General features: G+C 71.9%; 17 protein-coding genes. 8 read left to right on the forward strand and 9 right to left on the reverse strand.

The genetic code is table 11. The features are described from left to right. Window positions 1–3: 3 nt before the first annotated feature. The 3 genes from PV734_RS00240 to PV734_RS00250 all read right to left on the reverse strand — a co-directional run bounded on the left by PV734_RS00240 (window position 4) and on the right by PV734_RS00250 (window position 2,382). The gene (locus PV734_RS00240) at window positions 4–1,359 is read right to left on the reverse strand and encodes an NAD(P)/FAD-dependent oxidoreductase (protein WP_319091415.1); all 1,356 of its coding nucleotides are present in this window, start codon (window positions 1,357–1,359) and stop codon (window positions 4–6) included. Window positions 1,360–1,430: 71 nt separating this feature from the next. Next, window positions 1,431–1,832, reverse strand: coding sequence for a DUF1003 domain-containing protein (locus tag PV734_RS00245; protein ID WP_319091416.1), 402 nt, complete (start codon window positions 1,830–1,832; stop codon window positions 1,431–1,433). 100 nt (window positions 1,833–1,932) lie between these two features. Then, window positions 1,933–2,382, reverse strand: a complete 450-nt coding sequence (locus PV734_RS00250) for an SsgA family sporulation/cell division regulator (protein ID WP_319288455.1) — start codon at window positions 2,380–2,382, stop codon at window positions 1,933–1,935. A gap of 253 nt (window positions 2,383–2,635) precedes the next feature. On the opposite strand from PV734_RS00250, the gene PV734_RS00255 reads away from it, so the two are divergent. Beyond that, complete coding sequence (locus tag PV734_RS00255) at window positions 2,636–5,317, forward strand: AAA family ATPase (RefSeq protein ID WP_319288456.1); 2,682 nt, start codon at window positions 2,636–2,638, stop codon at window positions 5,315–5,317. On the opposite strand, the gene PV734_RS00260 is transcribed toward PV734_RS00255, so the two are convergent. Beyond that, the gene (locus tag PV734_RS00260) at window positions 5,283–8,084 is read right to left on the reverse strand and encodes an AAA family ATPase (protein WP_319288457.1); all 2,802 of its coding nucleotides are present in this window, start codon (window positions 8,082–8,084) and stop codon (window positions 5,283–5,285) included. The two genes, PV734_RS00255 and PV734_RS00260, sit on opposite strands and share 35 nt — an antisense overlap. A 53-nt stretch (window positions 8,085–8,137) precedes the next feature. Beyond that, complete coding sequence (locus PV734_RS00265) at window positions 8,138–8,560, reverse strand: cupin domain-containing protein (protein ID WP_415924143.1); 423 nt, start codon at window positions 8,558–8,560, stop codon at window positions 8,138–8,140. A gap of 307 nt (window positions 8,561–8,867) precedes the next feature. Between PV734_RS00265 and PV734_RS00270 the strand changes: the two genes are divergently transcribed. From PV734_RS00270 to PV734_RS00300, 7 genes are all read left to right on the forward strand, one after another. Then, window positions 8,868–9,857 carry an ROK family glucokinase gene (locus PV734_RS00270; protein WP_319288458.1) on the forward strand — a complete coding sequence of 330 codons (990 nt, stop codon included), beginning with the start codon at window positions 8,868–8,870 and terminating at the stop codon, window positions 9,855–9,857. A gap of 134 nt (window positions 9,858–9,991) precedes the next feature. After that, entirely contained in the window at window positions 9,992–11,425 is a 1,434-nt protein-coding gene (locus tag PV734_RS00275) for a sugar porter family MFS transporter (RefSeq protein ID WP_319091421.1), read from the forward strand. Next, the gene (locus PV734_RS00280; protein ID WP_319091422.1) at window positions 11,422–11,718 is read left to right on the forward strand and encodes a WhiB family transcriptional regulator; all 297 of its coding nucleotides are present in this window, start codon (window positions 11,422–11,424) and stop codon (window positions 11,716–11,718) included. Before PV734_RS00275 ends, PV734_RS00280 begins: the two co-directional genes overlap by 4 nt. A gap of 188 nt (window positions 11,719–11,906) precedes the next feature. After that, a complete protein-coding gene (locus PV734_RS00285) occupies window positions 11,907–14,732 on the forward strand; it encodes an ATP-binding protein (RefSeq protein WP_319288459.1) in 2,826 nt (941 codons plus the stop codon). 147 nt (window positions 14,733–14,879) lie between these two features. Continuing rightward, window positions 14,880–17,654 carry a helix-turn-helix transcriptional regulator gene (locus PV734_RS00290; RefSeq protein ID WP_319288460.1) on the forward strand — a complete coding sequence of 925 codons (2,775 nt, stop codon included), beginning with the start codon at window positions 14,880–14,882 and terminating at the stop codon, window positions 17,652–17,654. 166 nt (window positions 17,655–17,820) lie between these two features. Beyond that, on the forward strand, window positions 17,821–18,063 hold the full coding sequence (locus tag PV734_RS00295; protein ID WP_319091425.1) for a hypothetical protein: 243 nt from the start codon (window positions 17,821–17,823) through the stop codon (window positions 18,061–18,063). Between the two features lie 139 nt (window positions 18,064–18,202). Beyond that, the gene (locus PV734_RS00300; RefSeq protein ID WP_319288461.1) at window positions 18,203–19,078 is read left to right on the forward strand and encodes a DUF3592 domain-containing protein; all 876 of its coding nucleotides are present in this window, start codon (window positions 18,203–18,205) and stop codon (window positions 19,076–19,078) included. On the opposite strand, the gene PV734_RS00305 is transcribed toward PV734_RS00300, so the two are convergent. The 4 genes from PV734_RS00305 to PV734_RS00320 are packed head-to-tail and all read right to left on the reverse strand — an operon-like array spanning window position 19,071 to window position 24,588. Further along, the gene (locus PV734_RS00305) at window positions 19,071–20,327 is read right to left on the reverse strand and encodes a CHAT domain-containing protein (protein ID WP_319288462.1); all 1,257 of its coding nucleotides are present in this window, start codon (window positions 20,325–20,327) and stop codon (window positions 19,071–19,073) included. The genes PV734_RS00300 and PV734_RS00305 overlap by 8 nt on opposite strands. Before the next feature lie 17 nt (window positions 20,328–20,344). Continuing rightward, window positions 20,345–22,015: a hypothetical protein gene (locus tag PV734_RS00310; RefSeq protein WP_319091428.1), complete on the reverse strand. Its 1,671-nt coding sequence runs from the start codon at window positions 22,013–22,015 to the stop codon at window positions 20,345–20,347. A gap of 3 nt (window positions 22,016–22,018) precedes the next feature. Further along, a complete protein-coding gene (locus PV734_RS00315; RefSeq protein ID WP_319288463.1) occupies window positions 22,019–23,227 on the reverse strand; it encodes a hypothetical protein in 1,209 nt (402 codons plus the stop codon). Next, window positions 23,227–24,588 (reverse strand): hypothetical protein, encoded by a 1,362-nt coding sequence (locus PV734_RS00320; protein ID WP_319091430.1) that lies wholly within the window; start codon window positions 24,586–24,588, stop codon window positions 23,227–23,229. The genes PV734_RS00315 and PV734_RS00320 overlap by 1 nt, the downstream gene beginning before the upstream one ends. Window positions 24,589–24,639: the final 51 nt, after the last annotated feature.

The raw sequence follows: 24,639 nt of genomic DNA on the forward strand, positions 1-24,639 counted from the left end.
TGGTCATGGTGTGCTGCCTTCCTTCGCACGGTCGGCGTCCGGGTTCTGCGTCCGCTCACCCGCGACGAAGGCGTCCCGCGGGTACTGGACGGAGGCGAGGGACACGAGATCCCGGCCTGTCAGGGCCGCGGTGAGCCAGACGGCCAGAACGCGTATCTTCCGTTCCCAGCTGGGCACCGCGAGCACGTGGTAGCCCCGGTGCATCAGCCACGCCGGGAATCCCTTGATGACGATGCCCTTGTACTGGAAGATGCCCCGGCCCAGTCCCAGCGTCGCCACCACGCCCAGGCTGTCGTGGCGGTAGTTCCTCACCCGGCGCCCGCGCAGGTCGGCCACGAGGTTCCTGGCGAGACGTCTGCCCTGGCGCACGGCGTGCTGGGCGTTCGGCACCGTGCGTGCGCCCGGCACCGGCGAGGCCAGGTCCGGGACGGACGCGTCGTCGCCGGCGGCCCACACGTCCGGTACGGGTTCGGCGTCGGTGCCCACGCGCAGATCGGCGCGGGCCAGCAGCAGGCCGCGCTCGTCGTGCGGCAGGTCCGTGTGGTTGTGCACGACCGGGTTCACGGCGTTGCCGGCTGCCCAGACGATCAGCTCGGAGTCGTACTCCGTCGTGTCGGAGAGGACGACGTGACCGTCCTCGGCGGACAGCAGTTGCGTGTTCAGATGGACATGTGCGCCGCGGCGTTCCAGGTGGCGCACCACCCAGGCACCCGGTCTGTCGCTCACCTCGGGCAGGATGCGGCCCCGGGCCTCGACCAGGTGGAAGGACAGGTCGTCGACGGTCAGTTCCGGATAGGACCTGAGCATCGCGGTCGCCAGTGACAGCAGTTCACCGAAGCCCTCGACACCGGAGAACCCGCCTCCCACGAACGTGACGGTGAGCAGCCTTCGCCGCTCGGGACCGGCCGGCAGCGACGCGGCCTGGTCGAAGGCGGTCATCAGCCGGTCACGGATGGCCACGGCCTCTTCCACATGCTTGAGGCCGATGGCCTGTTGCGCGAGTCCGGGAATGGGGAAGGTGCGGGTGACCGCGCCCGCCGTGACCACGAGGACGTCGTAGGGGAGCTCGTAGGTGTCGCCGCGTACCGGGCGGACGGTCACCGTACGGTCGGCGTTGCTGATCCCGGTCACGGTGCCCGAGATCAGCCGGGTGTGGCGCAGGTGCCGCCGTAGTGACACGACGGCGTGACGTGCCTCCACCGAACCGGCCGCCACCTCGGGCAGGAAGGGCTGGTAGGTCATGTACGGGCGCGGGTCGACGACCGTGACGCGCGCCTCGCCCGGACGCAGCTTCCTCTGCAGGCCCCAGGCGGTGTAGAAGCCCGCGTAGCCGCCGCCGACGATCAGAATCTCTCGCATGACTGCCTCTGCTTGTTGTCCGTCACCATGTAGACCGCGCAGGCCGGGCCGGTGTGACACGCACCGGTGACTCAGGCCGGGGTGGTGGGCATCCGCTCACCGTTCTCGCCGGAGTCGGTCCCACTCGTGGCCGCGGCGTTCACCGCTTTGTGGATCTCGACGGTGAGCGTGTGGACGAGTTCCGTGAGGTGCGTGTTGTGACGCAGTTCGAGTTCCTGCGCCTCGTAGTCGTGGTCGGCCTTCTTGCGGGTGAACTCGGCCTGTCGGTTCTGACCGATCATCACGAACGTGGACAGGAAGATGGCTTCGAGGGAGACGATCAGCGTGAGCGTCGGCCACGGGCTCCTCTCCGTCCACACCATCCATACCGCGAACCCGACCACGTGGAGGTAGACGAACCACATCGATCCGGCGAACCGGGTGATCCAGTCGGCGATCCGCAGCTGGACGTCCTCGGCGCGCTCCTTCTGCACCTCGAGATAGGCAGGGTGCCTGTGCCCCGGGGACGGGGACGGGGACGGGGACGGGGTCCGCGACGTCGTACGGCGCCGGGCCGTCCGGCTCGTACGGCCCCTATCGAAGCGACTCATCCGGGCCGCCCAGGAGTTGGTGGACGGCTCCGTCCATGTTCAGGTGGCGCTCCTCGGTACCGGTGGGCACCACCGCGAGGGTTCTTCGAAGGAAGCCACCAAGGGTTCGCGCCGGGGCGGTCACGACGACCGCCTTGCGTTTCGGCCATGGACACAGCGCGATGTGCACCCTGTCCGCCCCCGGGTCCCGGCAGGGCCAGATCTGGATGTCGCCGATGCCGGTGAGCTTCTCCAGCCCGTCCAGGAGGAGTTCGCGACCGACCACCCAACGCACGGTCGTGTCGGTGCACATGTGGAACGTCAGGGACACCGCGTAGGGATCCGCCCTGTCGTAGGACAGATCGAGCAGCACGGGCCGGTCCACCCCTTCGGCGACGATCAGGCGGACCAGCATCCGGCACACCACCGGAGCACAGCTGTCGGATTCTCTCATCACATCACCGCTCGGTGAATCGGTGGGATCAAGGGGATCAAAGGGCACACGGTGTGCTGCGTTCCGCGCTCACTCGTGTGATTCAGTGACATCACGAGTCTGCAGGGCTCCGGTGGGCCGGCACCATCAGTCAAATGACCCCCGAGTCGCCGCGCAGTCACGTGACTGATGTTCGCCCTCGCCGGCCGGTGCACGGTGAGCCGAGACCTTCCCGCCGTGTGGTGGGAGGGCGGAGCGAACGTACGGAGTACCCATGTCACTCGGCCCGCGCGTCGAACCGTCGCCCCGGACTCCCTCCGCGGACGCCGGTCGGGCCCCTGAGGTAGTGGGGCGTACGCGGCAACTCCAGGAGATCACGGCGCTGCTCGGGCGGGGCGCGACCGTCGGCCGTGCCCTGCTGCTCTCCGGAGAGCCGGGTGTGGGCAAGAGCGTGCTGCTCCGTGAGGTCGCCAGGACCATGTCGGAGGCGGGTGCCCGAGTTCTCTCGGCCGCCGGCGTCCGGTCCGAGGCCGAACTCGCCTACGCCGGTCTGCACCAGTTGCTTCTGCCGCTGAGCGACCTGATCGAGCGCCTGTCAGACCCTCATCGCAGGGTGCTGCGCAGTGCGCTCGGCTACGGGGGCGACCCGGCGCCCGACGGCCGTCACGTCGCCGACTCGGTGATCTCTCTGCTACGCCGGGCGGCAGTCGAACACCCCGTGTTCGTCGTCGTGGACGACCTCGCCGGTTTCGACCGGGCCAGTGCGGTGGTGCTGGGCCAGGTCGCGCGTCGGGCGGGCGGCCGCTTCGGATTCCTCGCTGCCTGCAGATCGGACACCGGGACCTTCGTCGAGCGGGCCGGACTCACCGAGTACGAGTTGCCGCCGCTGGATCGCGACGCGGCGGCGGAACTGCTCAGGGTCCGTTTCCCAGGGCTGGCCGAACCGGCGCGGGCGCGTGTCCTGGCGCAGGCGCGGGGCAATCCGCTGGCGCTCTTGGAGCTGCCCGCCGCGCTGGGCGGCCCGCAACGCGACGCGCTGGCCGATCCGCACCACGCACTGCCTCTGTCCCCGCGTCCACGCAGCCGCCACGCCGCGCGCGTGGCCCGCCTCCCGGCCGCATCGCGCCGGCTCCTGCTGCTCATCGCCCTCGACGACACCGGAGACCCGGGCGTTCTCCATGCCGGACCGGACGACCCGACGGTTCTCGCGGCGCTGTCAGCGGCGGAATCGGACCGTCTGATCACCTTCGTCGGTACGAACCGCCGGGTCGTCTTCCGGCATCCGCTGACGAGGGCCGCGGTCGTCGAGACCAGCACCCTGAGCGAGCGCTGCCAGGCCCATCGTGCGCTCGCCGAGATCCGCGCGGAGGTACCCGAGCGCCGGGCCTGGCACCTGGGCCGGGCGACCCTGGTTCCCGACGAGCGTGTCTCCGCCCTGCTGGAGGAGGCCGGGCACCGCGCCGTCCGGCGAGGCGACGCCACGGCAGCGGTCGCCGCCTTCACCAGGGCCGCCGAACTGAGCCCGCGCCCCGCGGACCGTGCACGCCGGCTGATCCGGGCCGCCCATCTGCGCGCCGACGCGACCGGTGAGCCGCGTGCGGCCTCGGAGCTTCTCGACCGGGCCCGGTGCGCGGATCCGGACGTCACCCGGTCTCCGCTGACCGCCGCCACGTCGGCGCTCCTCCTGCTCAACGGCGGTGACGGCGACATCGACATGGCTCACCGCCTCCTGGTGGAGGCCATCGACACCGGCAGCCACGGACACGACGACGAGGACGACACCCTCGTCGAGGCAATGCACCTGCTGCAGCGGGTGTGCTGGGCCGGGGGCCGGGACGCCCTGTGGAAGCCTTTCCACGCGGTCCTCGGCCGTCCGAGGCCGGCGTCGCCGCCGCACATGGCCGCCGTGCACCCCGACCGGGTCACGGAACCGCGGGACGTCTCCTGGGACGTGGTCCGCCGAGGACGCCGGGGCGGCCATGTACGCCGGTACATCGACGCGCTCACACAGCTGTGCATGGAGGATTTCCCGGCCGGCCGGTGGGCGGAGGCCGAAACGCTGGCCGCCGAGGGTCTGAGTATCTGCGAGGAGCGTCAATACCCCTTCTTCTCCTGGCAGTTCGTGTACCACCAGGCTCTGCTCGCCGCCGTCCACGGGCACTTCGAAGAGAGCCGGGGTGCCGCCGACCGGATCACGCAGTGGGCCGTGCCTCGTGGAGTTCTGACGGCGGCAACCTTCGCCGACCATGCGAGGGTCCTCGCCGAACTCGGTGCCGGCGACTACGAATGCGCGTACCGCCACGCCCTGGCGATCAGCCCCGCGGGCCGACTCGCCTCCCACGCTCCGTACGCGCTGTGGGCCTGCATGGACCTGGTGGAAGCGGCGGTGCACACCCGGCGCACCGCCGAGGCGAGGGCGCACGTGCGTGCGTTGCGGGAGGCCGGTGTCGCTGCCCTCTCTCCGCGGCTGGCGCTGCTGGTGGCCGGCTCGGCCGCGCTGGTCGCACCCGATGACGAGGCGGTCGGGTGTTTCGAGCAGGCGCTGGCCGTCCCGGGAGCGCGGGACTGGCCCTTCGATCTGGCGCGGATCCGGCTGGCCTACGGGGAGCGCCTCAGGCGCATGCGCTTCGTCACGCGGGCCCGAGCCCAACTGGACGCGGCAGCCGAGGTGTTCGAGCAACTGGGCGCCCGGCCGTGGGCCGACCGGGCCACGGGAGAACTTCGCGCCACCTACCGGTCCCGGAGCGGAGCGCGGCACGGTCCCGTGACCCTCACCGCACAGGAGCGGGAGATCGCCGCACTCGCCGCCGCCGGAATGACCAACAAGCAGATCGGGGAACGTCTCCACCTCTCGCCCCGAACCGTGGGTTCGCACCTCTACCAGCTGTTCCCGAAACTCGGCATCGCCTCACGCGCGTCACTCAGGGACGCGCTCGCGTCTCTTCCCGCGCGGTGAGGGCCTCGCCGAGGGTCACCCGCGAGGTGATACCGAGCTTCGGGAAGATCCGGTGCAGGTGGGCCGCCACCGTCCGGTGGGAGAGGAACAGACGTTCGCCGATCTGCCTGTTGGTCAGCCCGGCGGCGGCCAGTTCGGCGATCTGGTGTTCCTGCTCCGTGAGCGGGCTCGTCACCGGATGCTGCTGGGTCCCCCGAGTGGCGGTACGACCGGCGGCCCGCAGCTCCTCGGCCGCCCGCGCGGCCCAGGGAGCGGCCCCGAGACGGCGGAAGGTATTGAGAGCGGCGGCGAGGTGCGGTCCGGCCTCCTTCCCGGCCCGTGCCCGACGCAGGTGCTGCCCGTAGGCCAGCCGGACTCGCGCGAGGTCGAAAGGCCAGCGCTCGGCACCGGGAACGGCGAGCGCCTCCTCGAAGGCGTCGGTGGCCCGGTCCTCGGGGGCGGCGATCGCGGCCGAACCGGCGGTGACCAGTGCCAGCCGGCCGGAGATGCCCGGCAGGCCCGTCTGCCGCATCACGGCGACATGGGCGAGTGCCTCGGCTCGGCGTCCGGTGCGGACGGAGGCTTCCACGAGGTCCATGGGCACCCACAACGCCAGCGGGGCATGCGCGGCCAGCTCGCCCGCAGGACTGATCGCCGCCGCTTCGAGGTAGGCCTCCTCGTGGTCACCGCGTCCCAGGGCGGCCAGTGCCGTCATGTGACGCGCGAAGTGCTCGACGGTCCGGGCGCCGCGGGGTACCGCCCACTCCATGATCTCCTGTGCCACTCCCCGCACCGTGCTGTCGTCGCCCCGCGCCGCGGCCAGCAGCCCCCGGGCCCGGTGGAACTGCTGGGCCGGCATCTGGTATCCGTTGGCCTCGCACAGCGCCAGCCCCTCCGCGGCGAGACGGCCGCACTCGTCCCACCGCCCCGTCATGAAGTCGTCCTGGCACAGCACCACCAGCGCGATGAGAGCTGCGGCGACCGCGCCGCCCGCGCGACCGTCCTCGACGACGGGCCAGAGCGCCGCACGGCACCCCGTCGCCCGGTCCACGAAGAGCGCCGCCATCGCGACCCGTTCGACACGGCTCGGGTCCGTCTCCCGATGCAGGTCGTGGATCACCGCGTCGAGCAGGCCGAGGGCTGTCGCGGAGGAGCGTGCCGGATCGGAGTAGACGTCGCCGAGCAGTTCCTGAAGGGGAGGCATCGGCACCGTCAGTTGCGACATGGCGACGTGATACGCGTTCCAGAGCTCGGGTCTGCCCGCGCACAGACAGACCCTGCGCAGGGTGCACAGCGCCTCGAAGAGCGCCTCGTCGTCGCCGTCGGACCGGCCGTCGCGGGTCGTGATCGCACCGATGAGGAGCCGGTGCGCGGTGTTGACGTCACCGTCGCGGTTGAGCAGCACCTGGGAGGCGGCGGCCGCCGCGCGCAGCGACCCCCGCAGCCCGGGGTCGGCACGGCGGGCCTCCACGAGCAGTTCGGCCGCCGTACGCAGTTCGCCGGCGACGTCCGCGCCCACGAAGGCGGCTTCGGCCAGCCGTCTGCCGCGGTCCGCGGGCCCGGGAGTGAGGTCAGCGGACCGTACCAGCGCGTTGAACGCGCCGACGGCGTCGCCGCGTCGGCGGACCCGGTGGGCGGTGTGCTCCAGGAGCGCCGCGACCTGCTCGTCCGGATCGGGCGTGGCTTCGGCGAGATGCCAGGCCCGTCGATCGGGTTGTCCGGTCAGCGCCTCGGCCAGAGCGCGGTGGGCGTCCAGCCGCTGACCGCTGGTCGAGCCCGACACGACGGTCGCGCGGATCAGCGGATGGTGGAAGGACAGGCGCCCCAGTCCCCGGTGCTCGATCCGCAGCAGCTGCGCCCGCTCCGCGGGGGCGAGAAGGAGCAGCACGTCCTGGCCGGCGGCGGCGCGCAGCACCGACAGGTCGCCGCCGCCCTCCAGCGCGGCCAGAAGCAGCAGTCGGCGGGTGGGGGCGGGCATCTCGGCGACCCGGGAGGCATACAGGTCCCGCAGCCGACGGCTGAGCGGGAGCACGTCGGTCAGCACCACTCCCGCGCTGCCCCGCGCGTCGCCGAGCGCGCCCGGCAGTTCCAGCAGGGCCAGTGGGTTGCCCCGGGCCTGGGCGAGTACCCGCCGCAGCTCCCTCCCGGCGAGCAGCGGGAAGCGGGTGCCGACCAGGTCGGCCGCCGCCCTGTCGTCCAGTGGAGACACGGTGAGCTCGGGAAGTCCCGCGCGTTCGAAGAAACTCTCGAACCCGGGACGGCAGGCCGCGAGAAGGCCCACCCGGCTCCCGCCCAGCCGCCGCGCCACGAACGCGAGCGCGGCGGCGCTCGCCCGGTCGACCCATTGCAGGTCGTCGACGATCAGCAGAACCGGACGGCCGCTCGCCGCCCGGCGGAGCAGCGCCAGTACGGCCCCGTAGAGGACCAGCCGATCGACCGGGGCACCGTCGCCCCCGCCCAGCGACACGGTCAGGGCCTCGCGATGCACCGGGTCGAGACCGTCGTACTCGTGCAGCAGGGGTTCGAGTACGTGGTTCAGTCCGGCGAAGCTCAGATCCGCTGGGAACTCGACCCCGTCCGAGCGCAGGACCAGCGCACCGACCGCCGTCGCCGCCGTAGCCGCGGCGTCAAGCAGCACGGACTTGCCGACGCCGGGCTCCCCGGACAGCACCAGCACCCCACCGTGCCCGAGCACCTGGTCGACGTACGACCGAAGCAGCTCCAGTTCCCGGTCACGTCCTACGAGCACCTCGGTCCTGCTGTGTGGCAGCGACCCGTTACCGGCCACCGTGGCCCCCTTCGAGAACTGGTGCGGCGGACTCCTCGTCCTCGGACGGTGGTTCAGCCGGCGGACGGCCGGGGTGCGCGCAGATGGGACCGCTTCTCCAGCTCGTCCTCGTCGACCAGCGTGAGCATCGGCCGGCCGGGCGCGCACAGCATGATCACGACGTACTTGGCCGGCGTGTCCGACAGGGCGTTGCCGTTCTGGTAGTGGATCACGTCACCGCCCGGCTCCCAGAACGTCTCACCGGCCCTGATCACCCGCTCGGGCTCGCCTTCGAGCTCCCACCGGACGGCGCCCTCGGTGACGTAGCCGAAACACGGCCCCGAGTGCCGGTGCGGTGGCGTTCCGGGGTGTCCCGGAGGCCACTCGACCACCACGGTCATCGCGGAAGCGCCCTCCGGTACGAAGGGCGGCCTGACGTCCGCCAGCATCCTGGGCCCGGTCCCGTCCTGGCCCCCGTGCCCGTCCGCCCCGCTCATTGTTTCGTTGTCCAACACCGTGTCACGTCTCCATCCGATCGAACTCGCTTCCCCAGCAAGACAAGACGACGGGCGCGTGTGTGACACAACGAGCGACAACAGCCGGTCGCAGTCGAATGACTCATGCAACTCGCCTGCGGATCGCGGAAGCTGAGCCGGTAGCCGGACCGACGGCTAATCCATCGCCTTCACACGATTCACCATGTGAGGAACACACCATGTCTTTCGGCCTCGTCAGCCTGCACCGGTCAGGCGTACACATATGTCGGCACGCGCACCGTCGGTTCGACGGCGTGGGCGGTGCCGCGTGAACGAACAGAACGGCGGTCTGACCGTCGGCGTCGACCTGGGCGGCACGAAGATCGCCGCCGGGACGGTCGACCCCGCGGGGGAGGTCGTCTCCCGCGTGCGCATCCCCACCCCGAGCGACCCGGACCGGATCGCCGGCGCCATCGCCGAGGCGGTCCAGCAGGTGCGCGGGGACCGGGACGACGTCCGGGCGGTCGGCGTCGGGGCCGCCGGCTACGTGGACGCGGACCGCTCGACCGTCAGATTCGCGCCCAACCTCGGTTGGCACGACAAGGAGATCCGGGACATCGTCCAGGGGGCCACCGGACTTCCGGTCGTCGTCGAGAACGACGCGAACGCCGCCGCCTGGGGCGAGTTCATCCACGGAGCGGGTGCCGGACACGAGGACATGCTGATGGTCACGGCGGGCACCGGCCTGGGGGGAGGCATCATCAGCAGGGGCCGGCTCTTCCGTGGCCGCTTCGGCATGGCGGGCGAGATCGGCCACTACCGGGCGGTTCCCGACGGCCTGCGCTGTCCCTGCGGCCAGTACGGCTGCATGGAGCAGTACGCCAGCGGCGCGGCCCACACGCGCCGAGCCCGCGAGATGGCGGCTGCCGATCCGGCCCGCGCGGCGGCGGTGCTCGCGCTGGGCGACGGCACCTCCGCCGGCCTCGACGGGCACCATGTGACCGAGGCCGCCCTCGGCGGAGACCCCTTCTCCCTCGATGTGTTCGCGCGGTCGGGCCGCTGGCTGGGCCAGGCCCTCGCCGACCTCGCCTCCGTCCTCGACCCGTCCGTCCTCGTCATCGGCGGCGGCCTCGGCGACACCGGCGAGCTGATCAGGCGTCCGGCGGAGGTCTCCTACCGGCGGGCTCTCGGCGGCGGCGAGCACCGCGTCTACGCCGAGGTCCGCACCGCCACCGTCGGAGCGGACGCCGGCCTCGTCGGCGCGGCGAACCTCGCCCGTCTCCACGAACTGCTCTCCGCCCCGGTGGTCGGAGTCTGAGCGGCGGCACGCCCGCAGACCGGGACGAGGAGCCGTCCCCGGTCGTCACCTCAGCCGTCCTCCCGATCCACGTCCCCCACGACCGGTGCGGCCGCCTGCGCGGTCGGCACCGTCCTGTGAAGGAGTCCTTGTCCATGACCGCGAACGCCTCTTCCGCGGGGCGGGCCCACTCAAGGGCCGCGCTCCGCCCGGCCAACCTCAGGCGTGTCACCTTCATCTCGGCGGCCGCGTCGATCGGCGGCTTCCTGTTCGGCTACGACAGTGCCGTCATCAACGGTGCCGTCACCGGAATCCAGCATCGCTTCGACGTCACCTCCAGCGAGACGGGCACCATCGTCGCCTCCGCTCTGCTCGGTTCCGCCTTCGGAGCGGCTGTCGCCGGACGTCTCGCCGACCGCGTCGGCCGTCGGCGGGTGATGCACCTCGCCGCGGTCCTCTTCGCGATCAGCGCCCTCGGCTCGTCCATGCCCTTCTCCGTCTGGGACCTGGGCGCCTGGCGCATCGTCGGTGGTGCGGCGATCGGCCTCGCCTCGCTGATCGGGCCCACCTACATCGCCGAGGTCGCGCCGCCCGACCATCGCGGGCGGCTGGCCTCGTTCCAGCAGGCGGCCATCGTGCTCGGCATCACCGCCTCCCAACTCGTCAACTGGGGTATCGCCCAAGGAGCCGACGGCAGGAGCGAGAACCCGCTGGGCGCCCTGCACGCCTGGCAGTGGATGCTCATGGCCGCGGTCGTCCCGGCGCTCGCCTATCTGCTCCTCACCCTGCGCATCCCGGAGTCACCGCACTTCCTCGTCGCGAGGGGCCGCGAGACAGAGGCCCTTGCCGTACTGCGCGACCTGCGGGGCACGTACACGGGCGCCGAGGAGCGGCTCGCCGAGATCCAGCACGCGCTCAAGACCGACCACAGGCCGCGGGTACGCGATCTGCTCGACGGCCGCTTCGGGCTGCTGCCGATCGTGTGGGTCGGCATCGGACTGGCCGTCTTCCAGCAGCTCGTCGGCATCAACGTCATCTTCTACTACTCGTCGCTGCTGTGGCAGTCCGTGGGCATCGACCAGGCCAACTCCCTTCTGATCAGCCTCTCCACGTCGATCGTCAACATCGTCGGAACCGTCGTGGCGATGCTGCTGATCGACCGGGTCGGCCGCAAGCCGCTCGCCCTGACCGGTTCGGCCGGCATGGCCGTGTCGCTGGCCGTCGCGTCCTGGGCGTTCTCGTACAAGACGGGAAGCGGCGGCAGCCTGTCCATTCCGGACGCGCAGGGCGCCGTGGCGCTGGTCGCCGCCCACACCTTCGTGTTCTTCTTCGCGGTCTCCTGGGGTGTCGTGCTCTGGGTGATGGTCGGCGAGATGTTCCCGCTGAGGATCCGCGCCGCCGCGATGTCGGTGGCGACCGCCGCGAACTGGATCGCCAACTGGGCCGTCACCGAGAGCTTCCCCCGCATGTCGGACTGGAACCTGTCGTCCACCTACGCCGTCTACGCGGGCTTCGCCGCGCTCTCGTTCGTCTTCGTCGCCGTCCGTGTGCGCGAGACCAACGGCAGGAAACTGGAAGAGATGACATGACAGCGCAGGACACACCATCAGCCCCCGCCACGGAGAACTGGTGCGGGGCGGCCAACTGCAGGGACTCCGACATCAGGACCTTCTTTCCGGCCCCGGACGACCGGAACGCCGTCCGGCGGGCACTTGCCCTCTGTGACCGGTGCCCGGTGCGGATCCCATGTCGCCGGTACGCACTCGACCACCGGGAGCGGCACGGCATCTGGGGCGGCCTGACCGAGGAGACCCGCGAGACGCTCATCCGCATCGGGCCGCCGTCCGCCGTACCTGGAACCCCCGCGAAGCGGTCCTCCTGACGCCGGACCGATGCCCCACGCCGTCGAAGTCGGCAGAACCGGCCGAAGCCGGCGGCGCGGCCGGTTCTGCCGTGCGACCACCCGAGCATCAGGACTTCGACGCTGTGTCACGGACGAAACCCGAGTCGTTCTACTGATGATGTGATGGTGCCCAGGGTGTAACGAGCCGCGGCTAGGATGCCGTGCAAGTGACTCCCTGCACGGAGGAAACCGCACATGCTCAGCCCAGCAGCCGGGACCCTCCTGAGACCGAACCGGGCACCCGCGCGATGATCGGCCGGGACGAGGAGTCGCGAGTCCTGCGGGGACTGCTCGCGGACGCAGCGGCCGGACGCGGCGGTGCGCTGCTGATCCACGGAACCGCCGGCGTCGGCAAGTCGGCTCTGCTGCGCTCGGTCGGCGCCGAGGGAACCGAGGGCGGTTTCAAGGTGCTGAGCGTGGCCGGTGTGGAGACCGAGTTGTGGCTGCCGTTCGCGGCTCTGCAACTGCTGCTGCAGCCGGTCGCCGACGGCATCGGGAAACTGCCGTCCCCGCACCGGGCCGTGCTGGTCGACGCGTTCAGCGCCACGCAGGCCGAGCCCCATGTCTTTCGGGTCGCGCTCGCCGTGCTCGAACTGCTCGCCGACGCGGCCGACGGGCAACCGCTCCTGCTGCTCGTCGACGATCTGCAGTGGGTCGATTCGCCGAGCCGGGACGTCCTCGGATTCGTCGCCCGGCGCACCCGCGATCATCCCGTACTGCTGGTGGCGGCGTCCCGGCTCCACGCTCCCGACTCCTACGCCCCGAGCACGCAGCCGGATCTCCACCTGCGACCACTGGGCCGGTCGGCCGCCGCCGAACTGCTCGACGCGAACGCACCGGGACTGTCGGCGCCGCTGCGGGCCCTCGTCCTGGAGCGCGCCGCGGGCAACCCGCTGGCGCTCGTCGAACTGCCCAAGACGGTGCAGGACATGGGCACGCAGTCGGCCGACCTGCCCCTCACCCAGCGGCTGGAGGACGCGTTCGCCGCGCGTACGGACTCCGCGAGCCCCGGGTGCCGTTCCCTCCTGCTGGCCCTGGCCGCCGAGCCCGGCGCACCACTGAACCGGCTCCTGGACGTGGCGAGCGGCCTGAGTGACGCGGTGGTCTCACTGGACGCGGTGCAGGAGGCGGTCGACGCGGGCCTGGTCGGTCTGGTCGGTCGTACCCTCGTGTTCCGACATCCGCTGATGCGCTCGGCGATCTACACCCGCGCCACGGTCGCCGACCGGCTGGCGACCCACCGCGCCATCGCCGCGGCCATGACCGACACCCCCGAACGCCAGCTCCTCCACCTGGCCACCGCGACGCTCGGCCCGGACGAGGAACTCGCCGCACGGCTGGAACATCTCGCCGACACGGCGCTGGCCCGGGGCAAGCCGGCCTCGGCCGTACCGGCCCTGCGCCAGGCGGCCGAGCTCGTCCAGGACCCGCGCCGCAGGACCGAGATCCTGGTTCGGGCGGTCGAGTCGGCCAGCGAGATCAACGACCGTGTGCACACCCAACTGCTGTTGGACCGGGCCGACATGAGCGAACTCGGCCCACTGGAACGGGCTCGCCTCATGGTCGTGTCCGACAAGGCGGCGTTCGAGCCCGACGAGCCGCACCGCCGGATCGAGGACATGGTGACGACCGCGGCCGGCGCGTTCGACACAGGAGACGTGTCCGTCGCCGAGAACCTGCTGTGGCGGGCCGCCGCCAGGTGCTTCTTCCAGGACGGCGACGCACGCGTGCGCTCGCTGGCCGCGGCCGAGCTGGACCGATGGAACCCCGATCCGGACTCTCCCGTCGTCCTGACGGTACGGGCGTACACCGAACCGTACCGATACGGCGCCGAGGTGATCGCACGGCTCGGCAGCCTCGGGCCGGACCGCCTGGACGGCCGGATCATGCATTTCCTGGGCAGCGGCGCGATGGTCCTGGGCGACGCCACCCTCGCCGCCCGGTACCTGACACTGGCGGCCACGGTGTGGCGGTCGCAGGGCAGACTCGGGCTGCTCGCCCGGTCACTCGCGGGCAGTTGGCCGCGGGTGTACCTCGGTCAGCTCGATCGGGCCCGCGAGGAGTCCGGTGAGGGACTCGTCCTGGCGGAGGAGACCGGGGAGTGGATCGTCTGGTTGGGCGTCAAGGCGACGGGAAGTCTGGTGGCGGCGCTGCGCGGGGAGACCGAGGACGCGGCACGGATGCTCGGTGAGCTGCGCACCCACCGGCTGTTCCCCGGCATGCCGTTCGCCGCCGTGATGGCACAGCAGGTCGAGGGCCTGCTCGCACTCTTCGACGGCCGCTCGGCGGAGGCGTACGACAATTTCGCGCGCGCGTTCGATCCGACCGACCCGCACTACCACTCGGTCAGCCGCTGGCTGCTCGCACCGGACCTGGCGGACGCCGCGGTGGCCGCGGGCACCGTGGCACAGGCCCGGGAACTACTCGACGGGCTGCCCGAGTTGGCCGCCCGACTGCCCTCGGAAATGATGGTGGTGGCTCACGCCTACACCGAGGCGGTGCTGGCGCCGGACGACACGGCGACCGAGCGCTACACCGAGGCGCTGGCCGCGTTGCCCGCGGGCTGGGCCCTGGCGCGGGCCCGACTGCACCTGCACCACGGCCGCCGGTTGCGTCGACAACGCCACAACGTCGACGCCCGTAGTCCGCTGCGCAGCGCCCGCGACGAGTTCGACCGGATCGGTGCGCGGCCGTGGGCCGAGATGGCCCGTGAACAGTTGCGTGCCGCCGGTGAGTCGAGCGGCCGACGGCACGCGAACACCAGCGACCGATTGTCGGCGCAGGAGATGCAGATCGCGGTGCTCGCATCGCAGGGGCTGAGCAACCGGGAGATCGGCCAGCGCCTGTTCATCTCGCACCGCACCGTCGGAGCCCATCTGTACCGCGTCTATCCCCGCCTGGGCATCACCAGCCGCGGCAAGCTCGCCGCCGCGCTGGCCGCACTCCAGGACGGACACCCGGCGAGCGACACGGCAGGCACCGACGCCGGGTGACGACACGTCTTCGCCCCCGGGACGGGTGAGCCCGCTCAGCCGTTCTGCGGGTCCGCAGGCGAGCCGACCCGTCGCGGTCGATCATGGGCGTGGCGATCAACGGACGGATTAGCATATCGAGCGAAGAGTTCTGACAAGGGAGCTGCCATGGCGAGGCGCGGTTCACGGGCCGGGCTTCTCGGCAGGGAGAACGAATGCGAAGCCCTCGACGATCTCGTGGCAGGTGCCAGAGCCGGGCGCAGCGGTGTCCTCGTCCTGCGCGGTGAGCCCGGGATCGGCAAGACCGAGCTGCTGAGACACCTCCTCACCCGTGCCACCGGTTGCCGCACCATCAGGGCGGCAGGCGTCCAGTCCGAGATGGAACTCTCCTACGCCGGACTGCACCAGCTCTGCGCTCCGCTGCTCGCCGGTCTCGACCAGCTGCCCGAGCCCCAGCGTGACGCGCTCGGCACGGCCTTCGGTCTGCGCGCCGGAGCCGCGCCCGACCGGTTCCTCGTGGGTCTGGCCGCTCTGAGTCTCATCGCGGACGCCGGAGGTGACCAGCCGCTGATCTGCCTAGTCGACGACGCGCAGTGGCTGGACGAGGCGTCCGCGCTGACCTTGGCGTTCGTTGCGCGCCGTCTGCTCGCGGAATCGGTTGTGCTCGTCTTCGCCGTCCGTGAACCCAGTGCCGGCCACGCTCTCCGCAGCCTTCCCGAACTCTCCGTCACGGGACTGACCGAGCGCGACTCCCGAACCCTGCTCGACTCGGTCGTCACCGGTCCGCTCGACGAACGGGTGCGTGACCGCATAGTCGCCGAGTCACGCGGCAACCCGCTGGCCCTGCTCGAGCTGCCGCGCGGGCTGACCCCGGCGGAGATGACCGGGGGATTCGAGCGTCCGGACGCCTGGCCGCTGGCGAGCCAGATCGAGCAGGGGTTCCTCCGCCGCGTCCAGGAGCTGCCGTACGACTCCCGGCGTCTGTTGTTCATCGCCGCCGCCGAACCGCTGGGCGACGTCACACTGCTGAGGCGCGCGGCCGAACGCCTGGGGATCGACGCAGACACCGCCGGGTCGCACGAAGGCGCGATGGACCTGATCACCCTCGGCAACCGGGTACGGTTCCGGCACCCGCTGGTGCGCTCGGCGGCCTATCGAGGCGCAGACCCGGGCGAACGTCGAGAGGTGCACCGGGCGCTGGCCGACGCCACCGATGCCCGGCTCGACCCCGACCGCAGGGCCTGGCACCTGGCCGACGCCGCCTCGGGACCCGACGAGACAGTGGCCGCCGAACTGGAGCGCTCCGCGGGCCGAGCCCACGCGCGCGGTGGCGTCGCCGAGGCCGCCGCGTTCCTCCAGCGTGCGACCGCGCTGACACCGGATCCCGCGCGACGCGCACAGCGCGCGCTGGACGCGGCACAGTCGAAACTCCACGCCGGGGCGTTCGAGCCGGCTGCCACCCTCCTCGCCATGGCGGCGGCCGGACCCCTCGACGAGCTGGGCCGCGCGCGGACAGAGGTGCTGCGCGCCGGGATCGCGTTCGGCCAGAGCCGTGGCGGCGAGGCCCCGTCGCTGCTGCTCGCCGCCGCTCGCCGGTTCGGACGGCTCGACGAGGTCGTACTCGCTCGTGAGACCTACCTGGACGCCATCGCGGCGGCGATATTCGCCGGCCGCCTGGCGCGCGGCCCAGGACTGCTGGAGGTGGGTGAGGCCGCCCGTGCGGCACCGCCGGCACGGCAGCCACAGGTGTCCGACACGGTGCTGGACGCCCTCACGGTCCGACTCACTGACGGTTACCCGGCTTCGGCGCCGATGATGGAGCGGGCACTCGAAGCGCTCTGCGACGAGCGCCTCCCCGTACAGGAGCAACTGCGTCGACTCTGGTTCGGGTCCTTCATCGCCTCGGATCTGTGGGACGACGAGCACTGGCACGCGGCCGCGACGCGGCATGTGATGGTCACCCGGGAGGCCGGAGCGCTCAGCGCTCTCCCCGACGCACTCGACTCCCGCGTGTTCGTACACCTCATCGCGGGGGAACTGGCGGCGGCCGGGTCGCTGATCGAGGAGACCGCGGCGGTGTGCGCGGCAACCGGCAACAGCAGCACGCCACGTCTGGGCCCCCTCGGCCTGGCTGTCTGGCGGGGGCGCGAGGGCGAGGCCCGAACGTTGATCGACGAGGTCCTGGTCGGGGCGGTGCCGCGGGGCCAGGGGGCCATTGTCACCGTCACACGCTGGTACGAGGCGGTGCTCTGCAACGGGCTCGGCCAGTACCCGCGGGCGCTGGCCGCGGCCCGGGAGGCAGCAGCCGAGCAGCGGGAGTTCACCTGGCCGCGCTACAGCCTGGCCGAACTGATCGAGGCGGCCGTACGGAGCGGCTCGCCGGACTCGGCCACCGACGCGCTGGAGCGGCTCTCGGAGGCGACGCGAGCCAGCGGCACGGACTGGGCGCTGGGCGTGGAAGCGCGCTCGCGGGCGCTGCTCAGCGAGGGTGACACCGCGGAGCGGCTCTACCGCGAGGCGATCGAGCGGCTCGGCCGGACCCGGGTCCGCACGGAACTCGCCCGTGCGCATCTCCTCTACGGGGAGTGGTTGCGCCGCGAGAACCGACGCGTCGACGCCCGTGCCCAACTGGACATCGCACACGAGATGTTCAGCCGCTTCGAGGCGCTGGCGTTCGCCGAACGCGCGCGAGGCGAGTTGCAGGCCACGGGGGCGAAGGTCCGCACCCACACGGTCGCGACGCCCACGGCTCTCACCTCGCAGGAGGCGCAGATCGCCCGGCTCGCAGGGAAGGGGCTCACCAACCCCGAGATCGGTGCCCAGTTGTTCATCAGCCGGCACACGGTCGAATGGCACCTCCGCAAGGTGTTCTCGAAGCTCGGCATCTCCTCCCGCCGGGAGATCCGTGCCATCCAGTTCGACGGCGAGGCCACCTCGGCCTGATCCGGGTGGCTGGTGCCGCGGCTGCCAACGTTGTGACACTGTCACAGAACCTTCGGCTGCCCGGTCATCACTTCCGGACGAGTGACTCAGCGGGCGGGACCGGGGCTCAGCCGTGAGCCATGTGCGTGCACCGGCCCCCACGAACCGACATGACATGGAGACAACAGTGTTCGAGCACCGGACAGAGGCCGAGATGAGGCTGTACTCCGAGAAGAGGGCCAGGGAACTCGCCTCGGAGAAGCGGCAAAAGAAGAGTGACGGCAACAACGACTCCACCGAGAAGACGGACGCGGTGCACAGCGGCTCCCAAGAGGACAACGACATCACCGAAAGCGATGACGCCGTCGATCCTCCGTACCTGGCCGACGAGGCACACGGGACCACGGGAACGGCGACGACGACCCCATGAATGCCGGCTGTCGGCACTGCTCACCGAAGGCTGCCGGCGGCTTCACATGACGCTTCACGGTCGGCCCCGGCACAGGCCCGTTCCGGGACCGACCCGAACCTGGGATCGGTAGGAGTTCCGGCAGCGAGAACCTCGCCCCATGGACCTGCAGAAGATGCTCGGGCTGTGGTGGACGCTGCCCGCTGGGCTGGCCTTGTTGGGCTACGCGTGTTCGCTGGCCGGGCTGACCCGGCCGCAGCGGGCGGTGTGGGTGACGGCCCGGGTCGTGGAGGTGCATCCGCCGGGACACGGTGAGTCGGGCGAGCACGGGATACCGGTGACGATCGAGTACCAGGACCCCGGCACCGGGCGGGAGTTCAGGCTGCGCCACGAGAACAGGCGGGGCGACCGGGTGCTGGTGGCCTGGGTGGGGCAGGAGTTCCCGGTCCGGTTCCCACGGCGGCGGCCGGAGCGGTTCTACCTCATGCTGGACAGCGAGGGACGGACCTCCGGGGTCGGCGGACCGAACTGCATGGTGATCCTGCTGGTGTTGGGACTGGTCGTCCAGTCGTTCTTCGCCTGGGGCTGGCAGTGGGGGCTGATCTGCGTCGGTGGCCTGCTCCTCCTCGTCGTGGCGCTGAGCCGGGACGGCGCGTACGCCCGCTCCCGCGCCGCTCAGCTGGCCGAGGGCGTCACCGTCCAGGGGCGCGTGGTCGCCGTCACCAGGGACGTCCACACCGACGCCGAAGGCGTCGAGAGCGTCAGCCACGCCTCCGTCGTCGCCTTCACCACCCACGAGGGCGTCGAGGTCACGGCGCTGTGCGTGCAGGGGATCCGGGACATCACCGAGTCCCTCGGCCGTGACATCCCCCTCCGTTACGCGCCCGCCGACCCGTCCCTCCTCACCGCCGACCCCGACCACGAACGTCGTGAGCGCACGGCGCACATCAGGTTCGTCGTCACCCTGCTGGTCACCGGGACCGCCGCGATCGGGGTGGGCGCGTACTGCCTTCACCACCCCTGGCCCCTCACCTGACGATGCAGGTCAGGGCCGCCCAGAGGAGGGGCGAGTGCTCGATTTGGCCGTCGACGCGCCATTGGTCGAGCCTCTGTCGCTGCCAGGCGCCGAGATAGCGGACCGGGTCGTGGTCCTCGTGGGCCGCGTCCACGGCGACCACGGCCTCCGTGAGTGGCCGTACGGATTCCGGCAGACCGGCCAGACGGTGGTAGGCGAAGCTGGTGGGGAGCACCCAGCGGGTGGCGGTGACCAGCTGGGCGCCGTTGTGGATCATCGCCGTCGCCAGGCCGAAGGACTCCGCGAAACGGAGATCGCCGCCGCTCTCGCAGGCGATCAGCGCGACGCGCGGCGGTGCGGGCCACAGTCGGACGCCCGGCACGCCGTCCGCGCGCAGCGGGAGCGTGCCCAGGAGAAGGTCCTTGGCGGACAACGGGCGGTGGGTGCGCACCGGTTCGGTCATCCCCGTGGTCTCCGGGCCGCAGCACAGATGGAGGGTGACGTCCTCGCTCTGCCCGCCCGCGACGGGGGCGCCGCTGACGTGACCGACGTACATCAGGCGACGGGCGCCCTTGCGCAGCGCCTCGCCCAGCCAGTCGCGGTCGAGGTCGGTACGGCGGAAGGCCTCGGCGGGGGTGGCGACGGACGGTACGACGGTGCCCGCGTCGAGCCTCCGCTGTACGAGGGCCAGCAGCGCCGGGTCCGAGCCGGGCTGCCCCAGGACCGAGCCGAGCGGGGAGTCGGCGCGAAAGCCCGGGACGCGGGGGTCCAGGACGAGAACCACGGCGTCCGAGTCCGAGTCCGGGTCCGGGTTCTGATCGGTCGGGGTGGTGCCTGCCCGGCGTAGCGATGCCGGTGCCGTGGTGGCGATGTCCACGAGGTCGATCAGACGTACGTCGCTGTCGTCACCGTCCACGGCGAGCAGCTCCCACGGCACCTGGGCGACCCGGGGCGACGGTTGGAGTCGCATCAGCGGACGGCCCAGGCGGGCGGACACCTGGCGGATCTGGTCGGTCAGGCCCGGAGGCCACAGCACCTCGGCCAGCATGCGGGAGAGTCGGCGCTCGTCCTCGTGCGTGGCCAGCGCGCCGGACTCGAACGCGCGCCGCATGCCTTCCGTGCCGCCGCCCGGCAGTTCGGCGGCCAGCGCCCGAACGGCCTCGTCGACGTCCGGCCCCGGGGTGTACCCGGTGCCGAAGCCCTGGGCCCCACGGGCCCACGTCCAGGTCATGTGCAGATCACCGGCGTCGGCGAGGCGGACCTGGACCACCGGGCGGTTCGGGTCGGTCAGAGCGTCGGCGGACAGAACGGCACCTCTTCCTCGCTCACGATCCGCCGGTGATAGCGGAACTCGGCTGCCTGGACGTACTCCTGGAGCGCGGTACGGCCGCCCGCCTCCGCTGACATCACGATCTTCGGCGGCGGTGCGACCCGCAGACCGACGGAGGCGGCGGCCTCGGCCGCGATGCCACCCAGCGTCAGGGGAGCGTCGCCATCCGGGGCGTACGTCTTCATGGCGGCGTCCGGGAAGACCGCCGCCGCCCTGTCGGCGGTGGACGTACGGCTCAGCGCCAAGGAGGCGCCCGCGCACCGGTGTTCCACCAGTTCGAAGATCAGCCCCTGGTCGTTGCTGCGGAGGGCCAGGCGGAAGACCAACTGCATGGCCTCGTCGGCCAGTTGGAGCCACTGGCTGCGAGCGTGGGCGGTGGCGAAGTCGTAACGGGCCGCTTCCAGCGTCAGGGCGGCGGGCAGGGCGAGGGAAAGGGCATTGGCGAGCGAGGTGCGTTCGTGGACGCCGTGGTCGGTCCGGTTCAGGTTGTCCTCGAGTGTTCGCGCGAGCATCAGGTCCACCTGGGCGCACCGCTCGAACACCCCGCGCTCCTGGTACACGTCCCGCGCGCCCTGGGCGAGCTGCTTCATCTCGTCGATGTCGCCCCGCTCGTACGCGTGCCGGGCGCCCAGCAGCATGGTGTCGGCGGCGGCGATCGCGGCACCGACCTGCTGGAAGCGGGCCAGGCTGGACGCCGTCAGAGCGGCGGCGCCGGCCGCGTCCCCGCGGTGTGCGGCGATGGCGGCACGGGCCTGTTCGCAGACCGCCAGGTCCTCGGCCTGGCCCTGCCGTTCGAAGATCTCGGCGGCCTCCGCGTACAACTCCTCCGCGCGGTCGAGGTCGCCGGCCTGCAGCGCCGCGTACGCCCGGTGGGAGAGCACCTGTTGGCGCCCCGCGTGGTGGCCCAGCGTCAGATAAGCCTCCTCTGCGCGGGCGAAGTAGTCCTCCGCCTGCTCGAACCGCACGGTCGAGGCGCAGACGACCCCCAGACAGTCCAGCAGATACGGCTCGGCCAGCGGCGCGTCGGCCAGCAGTGCGGTGGCCAGTTCCTCGGCCGCGCCCCACGCGCTGCGGGCCATCAGCAGATGCACCCGGCTCAGGCCGATCTCGGCGGTGCGCAGCCCCTCCACGTCGTCGAACTCCGACAACAGGGCCGTCGCCTCGTCCATCGCCTCCTGCGCCTCGTCGATCTGCCCGGTCCTGCGCAGCAGTTCGACCCTGGCCAGCAGGGTCTTCAGCAGGATCTCCAGCCACAGCCGGCGGCCGTTCGGTCCCATCGGCACGGAGGCGATGCCCCGCACGAGATCGAGGGACCGCCCGATGGACAGGGCCGCCCCGGGCAGATCCGTGGCCGCGAGCTGAACCGTCCCGGTGTCGGACAACAGGTGCCCGCGCAGAAGTCGTACGTCGGGGGAGTCCTCGAACGACTCGGCCACGGCGAGGAGTTCGCCGTAGACGGCCATCGCTGCCGGGAGATCCGGGGTGAGTTGATGGTGCTCGGCGAGTGCGAAGCCGCTGTCGAAGGGCTCGCCGTAGCTGAGCCCGGCCGACTGCTCTTCCTGTTCCGCCGCGATTTCCGGGCCTTCAGCGTCTTCCAGGCATTCCGGGTCTTCCAGGTGCTCCGGCATGGGCTAGAAGTCCTCCTCCATGGCAGCGGCAGCCGCGATCTCGGCGAGGAACGGGTCCGGGTGTGCGGCCACGCCGTTGTGCGGTGTCGCCGCGACGCCGAGCCGGTGCCGGGCCAGGGCTCGTACCCCCTCACGTGCCGTACGGTCGTCGGCGCCCGGTCCCGGGTCGAACCCCGGCAGCAGGATGCCGACTTCGATGCCCGGTGTCGTCGACGCCGGGATGTCCAGATCCGCCCGTCCGGTCCACACGTCGTCCCGCCTGGCCAGCGGAACGCGGTTCGGCGGGCCGCCGTCCACCTGGACCTCCGCTGCGAGGTACACCCCGCCCATCGGGGCCGCGATGTCGGCGACGACCTCGACCTCGATCCGACGCCCGGCGCCGACCGCGTACGCGGTCCAGGACACGGCCTCCTCGGCCGCGTCGACGAAGCCGGGGGGATAGCGGCACCAGTCGTTGGTCCCCGAGCCCCGGGCGATCACACGGCCGGTAGCGGTTCGGGGACTGCCCGCAGCGAGGGCGAACTCCCGCTGCCGTACGACGAGTTCGGCGAGTTCGAACGGCGGGACGGTCGGCCGGTGATCCCGTTCCAGGGCCGACCGGAGGCGCCGCGCTGCCTCTCCGTCCAGCCCGAGGTTGTCGGCCGCGTCCTCGATCAGCCGTAGGACTCGGTGCAGTTGGCGAGGCGGGGCCGCCGACTGCTGCCAGCGGATCAGCGGGTCGAGTGCGGCCAGGTGCTCCTCCAGCAGTTCGGATCCCTCCGACTCGCCTGACTCATCGAGGAGTTGTTGGCATTCGTGAGTCAGCGCGGCCAACTCAAGGCCCAGCAGCGACGGTTCGAGTGCGGGAATCCCGTCCAAGTGCGACGTCGGCCACCAGCGGGCCGCCCAGTGTCCGAGGGCGAGGCGGGCGGCGGCCTCGGCGAGAGCTGTCGGCTCCTCCGGCAACATCGGCTCGGCGGCCGGCGTTCCCGATGCGACGGCGTCGACAGCGGCGGCCGTACGCTCGCCGTAGACCGCCCACAGCCACTGCTGGGCCTGCCCCACGTCGTGAATCTCCGCTGCCGGCAGCCCTGTCGGGCCGAGGACGGGCCAGGTCAGGACGGCGCCCGCGACGTCGAGGACGGCACGGGCGAACGGGGGACCGGTGGCGGGTCCCGAGATGTGTACGGTGTGGTCCTCGGCTCGTGTGACGGCGCGGCGCCGTTCGGGCATCACGCGCTCCTCGGCTCGGCGGCGGGCACGGCGGTCGCGGACAGGGAGCGCAGTGCCGTACGGACTCGCGCGCGGTGGTCCATCATCACCGAGCGGGCGACCCCGTCGAGCACACCCCAGGCCGATGACGCGTCGTGCAGTGCCGCGTCGCGGACGTCGCGCCCGTGCAGCCGTACCCAAAGGCGCCGCATATAGGCGGCCCACGGGGTGCGCAGGTCCTGGGCGAGGGCGTCCAGCGCACCGCCGTCCGGGTCGGGGCGGGGGGAGACGGTCATCCTGCGGGCCCGGAGGACCGAAGCCTCCCGCTGCCAGCGGCTGTTGACGATGCGGTGTGCCGCCGTCGCCCCCGCCACGGAGGCCCCGGCGCCCAGCGGATCGAGGCCCACCGCGAGTCGGCCGCCGAGTACGACGGTGACGCGGAGACTCTCGTCGTACAGGCCGAGCGGGGCGCAGCTGCGGTCGACCTCCCGCCGGACGAGCTCCGGCACGGTCGGCAGTTGTTCACGGTGGGCCGACGCCTGGAGGACGGTGAAGAGCCGTTCGAAGAGCGTGCGGTCGAACGGCGCGGGGAGTGTGGCGGTCGAGGCGCTCCGGCCGACCTCGGGGCGCGGGGGCGTACGGTGCGCGGTCAGCCCGAGGTGCGGAGGTACGTCGGCGCGGTCCCAGACGTCGGCCGGGTGCGCCGCCCACAGGGCTCGCCCGAGCAGGCTGCCGTGCCCGGCCCGGACCATGGCGGCGAAGGCCGGCGAATCGGCCCCCGCCGCGCCGCAGGCCTCGAGAACCTCGGCCGCGAGGCTCGTGTCGGCGGCGCCCGCCACCGCTTCGTGTCCGTCCCACGCGGCTGTCAGCTCGGCGTCGAGCCGGGCGCGCCGGGCCGTGTCCGCGAGATGCTCCTTCAGCGCCTCCACCGTCCGTCCGCCGGACGCGTCCACGACGTCTTCGAGTACGGCCCTCGCCACCGCGTCCGCGCCGGGCCCCGGCTCCCCGTGCTCGGTCGCCAGCTCGAAGCACCGCTGGAAATACAGGTCCTGGGGATTGCCCGCCACGATCCCCAGTGCCCGGCGGGTCTTCTTCAACAGCGTGAACCACCGTGCCGTCGCCTCCAGAACCGCACCGGACTCCCGTATCAGCGCGGTGAGTTGCTCCGCCCCCGGCGCGTCGAGGAAGTCGGCGGCGAGCTCCGGACGCAGCGCGGGCCGGACGATCAGCGGCAGCACGATCAGCTTGACCGTCCGGGTCAGCGGCGCGCCACCGGGCCCGCTCAGCGCCTGGGGACCGGGCCCGAGGCCGCGCCAGGCCGTGTCGATGACCATGGCGCGCGGACGGCGCTCGCCGGTCGACGGCTGGCTCGGGGACGGCATGGGCAGAGCGTACGTCGTGGGGGAACTGGTGGTCGAACCTGGGATCGGTAG

It is taken from the genome of Streptomyces sp. AK08-02, from assembly GCF_033795085.1.
Taxonomy (GTDB): domain Bacteria; phylum Actinomycetota; class Actinomycetes; order Streptomycetales; family Streptomycetaceae; genus Streptomyces; species Streptomyces echiniscabiei.